Annotated in this window: 12 protein-coding genes; 8 read left to right on the top strand and 4 right to left on the bottom strand. The window is 64.4% G+C overall.

The window, feature by feature from the left end; genetic code table 11:
* Positions 1-143: 143 nt before the first annotated feature.
* Positions 144-1,823, top strand: coding sequence for a formate--tetrahydrofolate ligase (locus tag B5V02_RS03425; RefSeq protein ID WP_111542831.1), 1,680 nt, complete (start codon positions 144-146; stop codon positions 1,821-1,823).
* Positions 1,824-1,890: 67 nt separating this feature from the next.
* Here the strand turns inward: B5V02_RS03425 and B5V02_RS03420 are convergent, their stop codons facing one another.
* Positions 1,891-2,535: a cysteine hydrolase family protein gene (locus B5V02_RS03420; protein WP_111543711.1), complete on the bottom strand. Its 645-nt coding sequence runs from the start codon at positions 2,533-2,535 to the stop codon at positions 1,891-1,893.
* Positions 2,536-2,662: 127 nt separating this feature from the next.
* Here B5V02_RS03420 and B5V02_RS03415 point away from each other — a divergent pair, with 127 nt between their 5' ends.
* The gene (locus B5V02_RS03415; RefSeq protein ID WP_111542830.1) at positions 2,663-3,655 is read left to right on the top strand and encodes a GlxA family transcriptional regulator; all 993 of its coding nucleotides are present in this window, start codon (positions 2,663-2,665) and stop codon (positions 3,653-3,655) included.
* Between the two features lie 5 nt (positions 3,656-3,660).
* On the opposite strand, the gene B5V02_RS03410 is transcribed toward B5V02_RS03415, so the two are convergent.
* Complete coding sequence (locus B5V02_RS03410; protein ID WP_111542829.1) at positions 3,661-4,218, bottom strand: sugar O-acetyltransferase; 558 nt, start codon at positions 4,216-4,218, stop codon at positions 3,661-3,663.
* Positions 4,219-4,403: 185 nt separating this feature from the next.
* On the opposite strand from B5V02_RS03410, the gene B5V02_RS03405 reads away from it, so the two are divergent.
* The 4 genes from B5V02_RS03405 (at position 4,404) to B5V02_RS03390 (ending at position 8,677) form a co-directional block, all read left to right on the top strand.
* A complete protein-coding gene (locus B5V02_RS03405) occupies positions 4,404-4,865 on the top strand; it encodes a DUF4126 domain-containing protein (protein WP_111543710.1) in 462 nt (153 codons plus the stop codon).
* Positions 4,862-6,238, top strand: coding sequence for an FAD-containing oxidoreductase (locus tag B5V02_RS03400; protein ID WP_111542828.1), 1,377 nt, complete (start codon positions 4,862-4,864; stop codon positions 6,236-6,238). Before B5V02_RS03405 ends, B5V02_RS03400 begins: the two co-directional genes overlap by 4 nt.
* A 115-nt stretch (positions 6,239-6,353) precedes the next feature.
* Positions 6,354-7,532, top strand: a complete 1,179-nt coding sequence (locus B5V02_RS03395) for an MFS transporter (protein WP_111542827.1) — start codon at positions 6,354-6,356, stop codon at positions 7,530-7,532.
* Positions 7,533-7,621: 89 nt separating this feature from the next.
* Positions 7,622-8,677 carry a M14 family metallopeptidase gene (locus tag B5V02_RS03390; RefSeq protein ID WP_111542826.1) on the top strand — a complete coding sequence of 352 codons (1,056 nt, stop codon included), beginning with the start codon at positions 7,622-7,624 and terminating at the stop codon, positions 8,675-8,677.
* 1 nt (position 8,678) lies between these two features.
* On the opposite strand, the gene B5V02_RS03385 is transcribed toward B5V02_RS03390, so the two are convergent.
* Positions 8,679-9,449, bottom strand: coding sequence for an isocitrate lyase/PEP mutase family protein (locus B5V02_RS03385; RefSeq protein WP_111542825.1), 771 nt, complete (start codon positions 9,447-9,449; stop codon positions 8,679-8,681).
* A gap of 318 nt (positions 9,450-9,767) precedes the next feature.
* Here B5V02_RS03385 and B5V02_RS03380 point away from each other — a divergent pair, with 318 nt between their 5' ends.
* Both B5V02_RS03380 and B5V02_RS03375 read left to right on the top strand, forming a co-directional pair.
* Positions 9,768-11,957, top strand: a complete 2,190-nt coding sequence (locus B5V02_RS03380; RefSeq protein ID WP_111543709.1) for an anthranilate synthase — start codon at positions 9,768-9,770, stop codon at positions 11,955-11,957.
* Positions 11,958-11,962: 5 nt separating this feature from the next.
* On the top strand, positions 11,963-12,910 hold the full coding sequence (locus B5V02_RS03375) for a cation diffusion facilitator family transporter (RefSeq protein WP_111542824.1): 948 nt from the start codon (positions 11,963-11,965) through the stop codon (positions 12,908-12,910).
* An 8-nt stretch (positions 12,911-12,918) separates the two neighbouring features.
* On the opposite strand, the gene B5V02_RS41410 is transcribed toward B5V02_RS03375, so the two are convergent.
* Entirely contained in the window at positions 12,919-13,278 is a 360-nt protein-coding gene (locus B5V02_RS41410) for a hypothetical protein (protein ID WP_245445665.1), read from the bottom strand.
* Between the last annotated feature and the right edge of the window lie 13 nt (positions 13,279-13,291).

The raw sequence follows: 13,291 nt of genomic DNA, 5'->3' as shown, positions 1-13,291 counted from the left end.
AATTTTCTTCATAGGAAACATAGTTGCATGCAAGTTGACGCCGCGGCTGCGACAGGGTTAGAACATGCCCGCGCCCGGTTCCAACCTGCTTGCGAGTGAGATCAAACCCGTCCCCTCCACCGTCCAATCAGAGGAAAGCCGTCATGGCCGAAGTGAAGTCCGACATCGAGATCGCGCGCGGCGCCAAAAAGAAGCAGATCCAGGAGATCGGCCAGAAAATCGGCATTCCGACTGAACACCTTTTGCCTTACGGCCACGACAAGGCCAAGATTTCCGCCGAGTTCATCAAGTCGGTGAAGGGCAACAAGGACGGCAGGCTGATCCTCGTCACCGCCATCAACCCAACGCCCGCCGGCGAAGGCAAGACGACGACCACGGTCGGTCTCGGCGACGGCCTGAACCGCATCGGCAAGAAGGCGATCGTCTGCATCCGCGAGGCTTCGCTCGGCCCGAATTTCGGCGTCAAGGGCGGTGCCGCCGGCGGCGGCTACGCACAGGTCGTGCCAATGGAGGACATGAACCTCCACTTCACCGGCGACTTCCACGCCATCACCACGGCGCACAACCTTTTGTCGGCACTGATCGACAACCACATCTACTGGGGCAATGAGCTCGGCATCGACACCCGCCGTGTCGTCTGGCGCCGCGTCATGGACATGAACGACCGGGCGCTGCGCGAGATGATCTGTTCGCTCGGCGGCGTCGCCAACGGCTTTCCGCGCGAGGGCGGCTTCGATATCACCGTTGCCTCGGAAGTCATGGCCATCCTGTGCCTGTCCACCGATCTGAAGGACCTTGAAAAGCGCCTCGGCGACATCATCGTCGCCTATCGCCGCGACAAGTCGGCCGTCTATGCCCGCGACCTCAAGGCCGATGGCGCCATGGCCGTGCTGCTCAAGGACGCCATGCAGCCGAATTTGGTGCAGACGCTGGAGAACAACCCGGCCTTCGTGCATGGCGGCCCGTTCGCCAACATCGCGCATGGCTGCAACTCGGTGGTCGCCACCACGACGGCACTGAAACTGGCAGACTATGTCGTCACCGAAGCCGGCTTCGGCGCAGACCTTGGCGCGGAAAAATTCTTCGACATCAAGTGCCGCAAGGCCGGCCTGAAGCCGGCGGCGGCGGTCATCGTCGCCACTGTGCGCGCCATGAAGATGAACGGCGGCGTCAAGAAGGAAGATCTCGGCAAGGAAAACGTCGAGGCAGTGAAGAAGGGCTGCGCCAACCTTGGCCGCCACATCGAGAACATCAGGCAGTTCGGCGTGCCGGCGGTGGTGGCCATCAACCACTTCTATTCCGACACCGACGCCGAAATCCAGGCGATGAAGGACTATGTCGCCTCGATGGGCGAAGAGGCGATCCTGTGCAAGCACTGGGCCAAGGGCTCGGCCGGCATCGAGGAACTCGCCAACAAGGTGGTGGCGCTGGCTGAATCCGGTGCCTCGCAGTTCGCACCGCTCTACCCCGACGCCATGCCGCTGTTCGAGAAGATCAACACTATCGTCCAGCGCATCTATCGCGGCTCGGAAGCGATCGCCGACAAGTCGGTGCGCGACCAGTTGCACGCCTGGGAGCAGGCCGGCTACGGCCACCTGCCGGTCTGCATGGCCAAGACGCAGTATTCCTTCTCGACCGATCCAAACCTGCGCGGCGCGCCGACCGGCCACACCGTGCCGGTGCGCGAGGTCAGGCTGTCGGCGGGTGCGGGCTTCGTCGTCATCATCTGCGGCGAGGTCATGACCATGCCCGGCCTGCCCAAGGCGCCGTCCTCGGAGAAGATCTTCCTCAACGAGATGGGCCAGATCGAAGGCTTGTTCTGATATCTAACGTCTCGACAACAAAAAGGGTGCCGCAGCGATGCGGCGCCCTTTTTGTTTCCGGATATTGCTATGCCGCGTTGCGCGACAGCGCCCGCTGATTGGAGCCGAAGATCGTGTCGCGTTCCGGCAGTGTCCCGGTCTTCAGGCATTCGACCCATTCGGCGATCTTCAGCACCGCCGCGAAGCGCGACTGCAGGATGATCGTCACCACGCGGTGGATCTCCTCGGCCGAGGCGTAGCCGGCGCTGTTGGCGTAAGGCACGGAGCCGGTCGCGTCGGACAGGAACTCGACCGCAAAGCCCATGTGGACGGCGTGGATGATGGTCGACAGATCGCAATTGTGCGTCATGTAGCCGACCACCGTGAGCGTATCGATGGCGTTGGCGCGAAGCCAGTCCTCCAGATCGGTGCCGGTGAAGGCGGAGGGCAGGTTCTTTTCGACGTAGTGGTCGCGGCTGCGCCTGGCGATTTCGGGGTGCAGTTCACCGCCATGGCTGCCCTTGGCGAAGATCGGCGAGGTCTCGGGCGCCATCTGCTTGACGACCACCACCTTGATACCGGCTGCCGCCGCCGCATCCATGGCGCGTGCCACATTGACGACGCTGTCGCGGAACGGCGGATGCTGGATGGCGAGATTGCCGCCATCATAATCATTCTGGACGTCGATGACGACGAGCGCGCGGCGCGGCGTGGTGTTGGCTGGGTCAGACATGGTGTTTTCCTTTCCGGCTTGAATGCGATGGGGCCGAAAATAGGCGGGTCGCCAAGCGGTCGAAAGTGTCCCGATTGACATCATTCGAAAGAATTGGGACAATCCGCTTTCACTTGCTGGAAGCACCATGACCGACCCGATCATTGCCGTCCTTGCCTTCGACGGCATCAGCCCGTTCCATCTCTCCGTGCCATGCCTGGTGTTCGGCGAGGACAGGACGGCGCTTGGGCTGCCGCGCTTCGACTTCCGCATTTGCGCGGTCAAGGCCGGCCCGGTCCACACCGAAGCCGGATTGACCGTTGCCGCGCCGCATGGGCTCGAGGGCCTCGACGGCGCCGACATCGTCATCATCCCAAGCTGGTATCATCTGGGCGAGGCGCCAGCGCCAGTGTTGATGGAGGCGCTGCGCAGAGCGCATCAGCATGGCGCATTGATTGTCGGCCTGTGTCTGGGAACCTTTGCCATTGCCGCAGCCGGGCTGCTTTCAGGGCGCCGTGCCGCGACGCACTGGGCCTATTCCGAACGGCTGCAAAAACTCCATCCCGACATCACTGTCGATGCCACGGTGCTCTATGTCGACAATGGCGATGTCGTGACATCGGCCGGCGTTGCGGCTGGCCTCGACTGCTGTCTCCACATCGTACGCGCCCGTTATGGCGCGGAAGCCGCACTCCGGCTCGCCCGCCAGATCGTCCTTTCGCCGCATCGCCAGGGCGGGCAGGCACAATTCATCGAGCATCCGGTGGCGAAAAGCGAGAACGCCGACCGCTTCACCCAGGCGCTTGACGCGGTTCGCGCGACGCTTGCCGCGACGCACAGCCTGGACCGCGTTGCCGAGGCCGCCGGCCTGACCCGGCGCACCTTCACCCGCCGCTTTCAGAAATCGATCGGCACGAGTTTCGGCGAATGGCTGACCAGCCATCGCATCGAACTGGCGCAGCGGCTGCTGGAGGCAACGGAGAAGTCGATGGACATGGTGGCCTTCGAGGCCGGCTTCGGCAGCGCCACATCGCTGCGCCAGCATTTTTCAGCACGGCTCAAGACGTCACCGGTGCAATACCGGCGTGAGTTCTCCAGGCGGACCGATCAGAAGGACGAACGCATGGTGCTTTCGTCCTGATCTGTTCAATCCCGTTTGACCGCCCGCGCCGGATTGCCGACCACCGTGGTATTCGCGGCCACATCGCGCGTCACCACTGCGCCGGCGCCGACGATGGCGCCCTCGCCGATGCTGACGCCACCAAGGATGATCGCGCTGCCGCCTATCCAGGCGTTGGTGCCGATCTCGATCGGCCTGGCGATCTCAAGTCCGGCTTGCCGTCCGGCGGCGGCCTTGTGATGCTCGGCGCAATAGATCTGCACATTGGGGCCAAGCAGCGTTCCCTTGCCGATGCGCACGCTTGCCGTGTCGAGAATGGTGCAGCCGGCATTGAGAAAGACGCCGTCGCCGAGAAAGATGTTGAAGCCGTAGGCGCAGTGGAACGGCGCCTCGATGCGGGCGCCCTCGCCCGCCCTGCCGAGCAATGCTTTCAAGCCCGGCCCGAGGTTTCTACGCTGCCGTGGCGGCAGCGAATTGTGCTCGAACACCGCGTCGCGCGCCGTCATGCGCAATGCCTCGAGTTCGTCGTCGAGGCAGGTGTACCATTCGCCGGCCGCCATCTTTGCACGCTCGCTTCCAGCCATGACGGTGTCTCCCTGTGACATCCTTGCCAAAGCACACTTGCAATGAACGGGAAAGTGCCAGCGTCCCGCAACACCGGGCGCAAAATCCATTCGGATTTTTCGAGGTCATGTGCTGGTCAAATGCCCGGCCTATGCTAGCCTGTTCTTGCAAGGCTGTCCTGGCCGGCGATGAGGGGAAATCGACCATGTTGTATATTCTTGCACTTCTGATCGGCGTCATTGCCGGCCTTCGTGCCATGACCGCGCCGGCTGCCGTCGCCTGGGGCGCTTATCTCGGCTGGCTGCCGGTCGCCGGCACCTGGGCCAGCTTCATGAGCCACTGGGCCGCTGTCGGCATCTTCACCATCCTTGCCATCGTCGAGCTGGTCACTGATCAGCTGCCGTCGACGCCGAGCCGGAAGGTGCCGCAGCAGTTCGGCGCCCGCATCATCATGGGCGCCTTCACCGGCGCCGTCATCGGCGCCACCGGTGGCGCCACCATCGGCGGCCTGATCGCGGGCGCCATCGGCGCTGTCATCGGCACGCTGGGCGGCGCCGAAGCACGCGGCCGGCTGGCGGCCGCCTTCGGCAAGGACCCGCCCGCCGCCTTCATCGAGGACGCAGTGGCGATCATCGGCGGCCTGCTGATCGTAGCGGCGGTGGCATGACGGCCAAGACTTTCGACGCCATCATCATCGGCGCCGGACAGGCCGGCCCTTCCCTGGCCGGCCGGCTGAACGCTGCCGGCATGAGCGTGGCGCTGATCGAGCGCAAGCTGGTCGGCGGCACCTGCGTCAACACCGGCTGCATGCCGACCAAGACCATGGTCGCCAGCGCCTATGCCGCGCATCTGGCGCGACGCGCCGCCGACTATGGCGTGACGCTCGGCGGCCCCGTTGGCGTCGACTACAAGGCGATCAAGGCGCGCAAGGACAAGGTGTCGAACGACGCCCGAACCGGGCTCGAGACCTGGATCGCCGGCATGGACAAATGCACGCTCTATCGCGGTCATGCGCGTTTCGAATCCGCCAACACCGTGCGCGTCGGCGACGATCTTTTGACCGCCGGGAAGATCTTCCTCAACACCGGCGGCCGCGCCTCGGTGCCCGACCTGCCCGGCGTCCACGAAATCGGCTATCTGACCAACTCCTCGATGATGGATCTCGACGTGCTGCCGCGCCATCTCGTCGTCGTCGGCGGCAGCTATATCTCGCTCGAATTCGCGCAGATGTTCCGCCGCTTCGGTAGCGAAGTCACCGTCATCGAAAAGAGCCCGCGCCTGACCGGCCGCGAGGACGAGGACGTCTCGGCCACCATCCTGTCGATCCTCGAAAACGAAGGCATTGCGGTTCATGTCGGTGCCGACGACATCGCTTTCGCCAGACAGGGCAAGGACATTGCCGTCACCTTCTCCGCCGGCAAGCCGCCTGCGGTCGGCTCGCATGTGCTGCTGGCTCTCGGGCGCACACCCAACACCGACGATCTCGGCCTCGACAAGGCGGGCGTCGAGGTCGACCGGCGCGGTTTCGTCACCGTCGACGACCAGCTGCGCACCAGCGTGCCCGGCATCTGGGCGATGGGCGACTGCAACGGCAAGGGCGCCTTCACCCACACCTCCTACAACGACTATGAGATCGTCGCCGCCAACCTGCTGGATAACGATCCACGCAAGGTCAGCGACCGTATCGAGGCCTATGCGCTCTACATCGATCCGCCACTCGGCCGCTGCGGCATGACCGAGGCTGCGGTGAAGAAATCCGGGCGCCGGGCGCTGGTCGGCCAACGGCCGATGACCCGCGTCGGCCGCGCCGTCGAAAAGGGCGAGACGCAAGGCTTTATGAAGATCCTGGTCGACGCCGACACCAGGGAGATCCTAGGCTGTTCGGTGCTTGGTCCCGGCGGCGACGAGGCGGTGCATTGCGTGCTCGACCTGATGTACGCCAAGGCGCCCGTCGACACGCTGGCACGTGCCGTTCATATCCACCCGAATGTCTCGGAACTGCTGCCCACCATTGCCCAGGAACTGAAGCCGCTGGCCTGATGTACCGGCCATTAAGCTCTCGACTTTATGCATTGCTGCATTGCAGCAATGCATGTTGCGATTGGCAAGAGTCTACGCGCATTCTCGGATTGAACCGATTCAGTCTGGACGCTCCATGCCCTTGCCGATCCTTGCGCTTGCCATTGCGTCCTTCTGCATCGGCACCACCGAATTCGTCATCATGGGCCTGCTGCCGGAGGTCGCCGCCGACCTCGGCGTGTCCATCCCTTCGGCTGGCCTGCTGGTCACCGGCTATGCGCTCGGCGTCGTCTTCGGCGCGCCAATCGTGGCGATGGCCACCGCGCATCTGCCGCGCAAGCCGGTGCTGGTGGGTCTCGCCGCGCTGTTCGTCGTCGGCAATCTGTTCTGCGCCATCGCACCCAACTACTGGATGCTGATGGCCGCGCGCGTCTTCACCGCCTTCGGCCACGGCGCCTTCTTCGGCATCGGCTCGGTCGTTGCCGCGAGCCTTGTGCCGCGCAACAGGCGGGCCAGCGCCATCGCGCTGATGTTCGCTGGGCTGACGCTGGCCAACATCCTTGGCGTCCCGGCCGGCACCGCCCTTGGCGAGGCCTTCGGCTGGCGCGCCACCTTCCTTGCCGTCGTCGGCATCGGCCTGATCTCGGTCGCTTGCATCGCCTGGCTGGTGCCATCGGACGTCGCCGAGCCAAGCGGTGGCGGCCTGCGCGGCGAGCTGCGCGTGCTGGGCAAGCTGCAGGTCTGGCTGGCGATGCTGATCGCCGCCCTTGCCTCGGCCAGCCTGTTTGCCGTCTTCACCTACATAAAGCCCTATCTGACCGACGTGTCCGGCCTGTCCACCTCCGCGGTCACCTGGGTGCTGCTGCTGTTCGGCGCCGGCATGACCATCGGCAACATCATCGGCGGCAGGCTCGCCGACTGGAAATTGATGCCGACGGTTATCGGCACGCTGCTGTTGCTGGCGCTGCTGTTTGTCGGCTTCATGCAGTTCGGCGCCATAGCCGGCGTTGCCATCGGCATCGTCTTCCTGTGGGGCCTGCTCATCTTCGTCGTCGTGCCGCCGCTGCAGATCCGCGTCGTCGAGGCGGCTTCCGAAGGGCCGAACCTCGCCGCCACGCTGAACCAGGGCGCCTTCAACGTCGGCAATGCCGGCGGCGCCTGGATCGGTGGCGTGGCCCTTTCCGCGGGCGTTTCCTATGCCAATCTGCCGCTGGTCGGCGCGGCATTGGCACTGCTGGCGGTCATCGTCGCGGTGCTGTCGCAGACGCTGGATCGGCGCGCGCCTGTCGTCCCGCTTCAGGCTGCCGCGGAATAGCCGCTTGCGCCCATAGCGCGGCAGGCTGGACCAATCGACATCGGCACCTTCCAATGGGCATGTCTTGTCGCTCTTGATGGAGGAAAGTCATGCAGAAATCGATCGAGCGCATTGCCGGCGAAAGCGAAGGTGTTTCCTACGAATTTCCGCTGTTCCGCTTTGCCGGAACCGACAAGGCCGCTCCGTCAGCCTATCTGCAGGCAGCACTCCATGCCGGCGAGTTGCCGGGCGTCGTCGCCATCGACGCGCTGATGCCGATGCTGGCCAAGGCCGAGGCTGAAGGCCGCGTCAAGGGCGACATCACCGTCGTGCCCTGGGCCAACCCGATCGGCCGCGCCCAATATCATTTCGGCGAGCATCAGGGCCGCTTCCATATCGGCACCCGCACCAACTTCAATCGCGGCTTTCCGCTGCTTGCCGCGCCCGACGCAGCACTCTTGCCCGACACCACCCTTGGCTCCGTCGACCAGCGGCTGAAGACCCGGCTGGTGCGGCTTTCCCTCGGCCACGACATCGTGCTCGACCTGCATTGCGACGACGAGGGCCTCGCCTATCTCTATGTCCATACCAGCCTGTGGCCGGCGATGGCCGATTGTGCCGCCGCCATGGGCGTCGATGCGGTGATGCTGTGGAGCGAAGACACCGACGGCACGTTCGAGGGCGCCTCGATCATGCCCTACCAGAACGTTCCCGATGAGGTGGCCAAGCTCGACCGTCGCGTCGCCACCACGGTCGAATATCGCGGCATCCTCGATGTCGACGGTGCCTTGGCCGCCGCCGATGCCGAAGGCCTCTACCGGCTGCTGGTGGCGCGCGGCGTGATCACCGATACCGCCCTGCCCGCAACTGATCCTTTCACCGGTGTCGTGGCCCCGCTGGAAAACATCGACATGATGCCGGCACCCCGGGCAGGTGCCGTGCTTTACGATGTGAAGCCCGGCGACCGCGTCGCCAAGGGCGCGCGCCTCGCCACCATCGTCCACGCACCGGGTGAAACCGATGGCCGCACCGAAGTGTTCGCGCCGCAGGACGGCATCGTCTTGACCCGCCGCTCGCGCCGCATCATCCGCGCCGGCGAGGATCTTTTGAAACTCGTCGGCGACAGCAGGAGCGCCAACGCGCGCTCCGGGACACTGGAGGACTGAACTAACCTGAGATCGCCTGGCGCGCCTTCGCCTCCAGCCATTCGGCCATCTGCCGGTAGGGCACCGGGCCGTGGCTGATGCGGGCGACGCCGAGTTCCGCCAGCCGCTGGCGCGGCGGCACATGCGCCAGCGCGATAATGTTGACCGGCAACGCGATCGCCTTGCAGAGCGCCTCGATCAAACCTTCATCGCCAAGACCCGGCGCGAAAAAGCCGTTCGCCCCGGCCTTTTCAAAGGCATTCGCCCGCTCGATCGCCTGGTCGAGCAGCGCCTTGTCGTGCGCATCCGGCTTGGCCTTGAGGAAGATGTCGGTTCGGGCGTTGAGGAAGGCCGGGATAGCCGAGGCCTTGACCGCCGCGGCGGCGGCTTCGATCCGCTTCACCTGCACGGCGATGTCGTGCAGTCCGGTGCCGCCGACAATCTGATCCTCGAAATTGAAGCCGATGGCGCCGGCCTGAACGGCAAGCCTCACGGTGCGGGCGACGGTGTCCGGATCGACGCCATAGCCGCCCTCGAGATCCATGGTCACCGGCAGGTCGACTGCGGCGGCGATGCGCCTGATGTTGTCGAGTGCCAGTTCCAGCGGGATTTTCTCGCCATCGGCGTATCCAAAGGCCGCCGCCACCGGCCAGCTTCCCGTGGCGATGGCTTTGGCCCCTGCTTTCTCGACGATCTTTGCCGAGCCCGGGTCCCAGGCATTGTAGAGAACGATCGGGTTTCCCTTGACGTGGAGGGAATGGAACGTCCGTGCGCGGTCGATCTGCTCGGTCATTGGTGTTTTCCCATATTCTGCTGTTGGACATCCAGCCTAGACGGGACCGCTGGCTCAGGCGATGTGCCATGAGCCGCAGAAGCGGCGGCCAACGAACAGACTTTTCAAACCTGTTGCGCATCCCGCTATTCGCAGCTATGGATTTCGTCATGAACATGCGTTCGACCAAGACCATTTGGTGGTGGGCCTGCTGACAGCGGCCTGTTCGAACGCGTGCGCGTGAAAATAGAAGGTGGCCGCAACGGAATGTCCGGGCGGCCATTTGTTTTTTCAAGCCATTCCCGGGTCCGTTGCCCCAAGAAGCTGATGGAGACGGCAGTGACGATGAAAGTTCTGGAAAACGGGGCGGAAAGTTTCGTGACGGCGGGTGGCATCACCATCATCCGCGAGCGCCACGACCGGCCCTATGCGGGCGCGATTGACGCTTATGTCGACGGGCTGAATGCGCGCCGGGGCGCGGTGTTTTCCTCGAACTACGAATATCCCGGCCGCTACACGCGCTGGGACACCGCCATCATCGATCCGCCGCTGGTCATTTCGGCGCGTGGCCGCGCCATGCGCATCGAGGCGCTGAACGGCCGTGGCGAGGCGCTGTTGCCGGTCATCGGCAAGACGCTCGGCAGCCTGGCCGATGTCGCCATCGTCGAGAACTCCAAGAAACTGATCCGCCTCGACGTCGCCAAACCCGGCCGTGTCTTCACCGAGGAGGAACGCAGCCGCGTCCCCTCGGTGTTCACCGTGCTACGCGCCATCACCGCTCTGTTCAAGACCGAGGAAGACGCCAATCTCGGCCTCTACGGCGCCTTCGGCTACGACCTCGCCTTCCAGTTCGACCCGGTCGACTACAAGCTCGAGCGCAAGCCAAGCCAGCGCGATCTCGTCCTGTTCCTGCCCGACGAGATCCTGGTCGTCGACCATTATTCGGCCAAGGCCTGGACCGACCGCTACGACTATTCGGGCGATGGGTTTTCGACGGAAGGCCTGCCCCGCGACGAAATCGCCGAGCCGTTCAAGAGCCCCGACTGCATCCCGCCGCGCGGCGACCACGATCCGGGCGAATACGCCAATCTGGTTCGCAAGGCCATGGATTCGTTCAAGCGCGGCGATCTGTTCGAGGTCGTGCCCGGCCAGATGTTCTATGAGCACTGCGAGACGCAGCCGTCCGAGATTTCGCGCAAGCTGAAGTCGATCAACCCCTCGCCCTATTCCTTCTTCATCAACCTGGGCGAAGGCGAATATCTGATCGGCGCCTCGCCGGAAATGTTCGTGCGCGTCAACGGCCGCCGTGTCGAGACCTGCCCGATCTCGGGCACCATCAAGCGCGGCGACGACGCCATTTCGGACTCCGAGCAGATCCTGAAGCTGCTCAACTCCAAGAAGGACGAATCCGAGCTCACAATGTGCTCCGACGTCGACCGCAACGACAAGTCGCGGGTCTGCGAGCCGGGCTCGGTGCGCGTCATCGGCCGCCGCCAGATCGAGATGTATTCGCGCCTGATCCACACCGTGGACCACATTGAAGGGCGGCTGCGCGAAGGCATGGATGCCTTCGACGCCTTCCTGTCGCATGCCTGGGCGGTCACCGTCACCGGCGCGCCGAAACTGTGGGCCATGCGCTTCATCGAGCAGAACGAGAAGAGCCCGCGCGCCTGGTATGGCGGCGCGATCGGCATGGTCAATTTCAACGGCGACATGAACACCGGCCTCACCTTGCGCACCATCCGCATCAAGGATGGCATTGCCGAAGTGCGCGCCGGCGCCACATTGCTCTTCGACAGCATTCCCGAGGAAGAAGAAGCCGAAACCGAACTGAAGGCATCCGCCATGCTCTCCGCCATCCGCGACGCCAAGACAGGCAATTCCGCCAGCACCGAGCGCACCACCGCCCGCGTCGGCGACGGCGTCAACATCCTGCTCGTCGACCACGAGGACAGCTTCGTCCACACGCTGGCCAATTATTTCCGCCAGACCGGCGCCAACGTCTCGACCGTGCGCACGCCGGTGCCTGAGGAAGTCTTCGACCGGCTGAAGCCTGATCTTGTCGTGCTGTCACCCGGCCCCGGCACCCCGAAGGATTTCGATTGCGCCGCCACCATCAAGAAGGCCCGCGCCCGTGACCTGCCGATCTTCGGCGTCTGCCTTGGCCTGCAGGCGCTGGCCGAGGCCTATGGCGGCGAGCTCAGGCAACTGCATGTGCCGATGCACGGCAAGCCGTCGCGCATCCGTGTCTCGAAGCCGGGCATCATCTTTTCGGGCCTGCCCAAGGAAGTCACCGTCGGCCGCTATCACTCGATCTTTGCCGATCCGGTGCGCCTGCCCGATGATTTCATCGTCACGGCCGAGACCGAGGACGGCGTCATCATGGCCTTCGAGCACCGCAAGGAGCCGATTGCCGCGGTGCAGTTCCACCCGGAATCGATCATGACGCTCGGCCACAATGCCGGCATGCGCATCATCGAGAACATCGTCGCCCACCTGCCGCGCAAGGCCAAGGAAAAGGCCGCCTGACGACCATGGCCGAAGCCGAGAACACGATGGCGATCGCGGCCAAAGCCGCCGCGAAGCGCAAGGTCGCCAACCTTGCCTTCTGGTCGATCATCATTGCCGCAATCGTACTCGGCCTGAAGCTCGCCGCCTGGTACATCACCGGCTCGGTGGCGCTCTATTCGGACGCGCTGGAATCGATCGTCAACGTCATTGCCTCGATGGCCGCCTTCTGGGCGATCCAGGTCAGCTACAAGCCGGCCGACCAGGATCATCCCTTCGGCCATCACAAGGCCGAGTATTTCTCGGCGGTGCTCGAAGGCGTGCTGATCGTTCTCGCCGCCCTTTTGATCCTCAACGAGGTCTGGCGCTCCTGGCAGGCGCCGGCGCCCATGGAAAAGCCTTGGAACGGCCTCGCGGTCAACGGCATCGCGACGGTCATCAACGCCTTCTGGGCCTGGACGCTGATCCGCGCCGGCAGGGCCGAGAAATCGCCGGCGCTGGTCGCCGACGGCAACCACATCATGACCGATGTGGTGACCTCGGTCGGTGTGTTCGGCGGCCTGGTCGGGGCAATCCTGACCGGCTGGCAGATCCTCGACCCGGCACTGGCCGTCCTCGTAGCGCTCAACATCCTGTGGCAGGGCTGGCATGTCATCGGCTCGTCGATGAACGGCCTGATGGACCGCGCTGTCGACACGGCAGAACACATGCACATCCGCGACGTCATCTCGGCCAACTGCAAGGGCGCATTGGAGGTGCATGACCTCAAGACGCGCATCGCCGGCCGCGCCACCTTCATCGAGTTCCATCTGGTCGTCGACGCCGACATGTCGGTCGGCGCCAGCCATGTCATCTGCGACCGCATCGAGGACGCGCTGAAAGCCGAAATCCCCTCGGTGCGCGTCACCATCCATGTCGAGCCCGACGACGAAGCCAAGCTGCCCAAGGGCACGACCGCTGTGCCCTTCGCCTGAAGTTCAGCTCACGGCGCGCAGGCCGATTGCGGCATCGGCTGCAGCCGGTAGACCTTGTCGTCGGACTTCGTCTTGCCGTCGGCGGCCTTTGAGCACAGGTCGACGATCGCCAGGCTGCTGTTGGGATTGGCCAGCATCATCGTGCCATTGGCGCCGCGCTTGAGGAAAATCTCCTTCTGCGCGATGTCGCAGGAAAAATCGCTCATCTTCGAACTTGCCGCGCAGCGCCACTGGTCGGCCTCGCCCTGGCAGGAATAGGTCTGCGTGACCTTGGCCGATTTCTGCCGCGTGGTAACGGTAACGGCAATGTCGGCGCCGTCGGGCCAGTTGGCCGCGTCGCCCCCTGAAGCAAAAGACGCCAGTTCCACCGGGCCGCGGAAA

Origin of the sequence: Mesorhizobium kowhaii, from assembly GCF_003253745.1 — a bacterium.
GTDB classification, from domain to species: Bacteria; Pseudomonadota; Alphaproteobacteria; order Rhizobiales; family Rhizobiaceae; genus Mesorhizobium; species Mesorhizobium kowhaii.
This window is presented reverse-complemented; position numbering and strand designations above follow the sequence as displayed.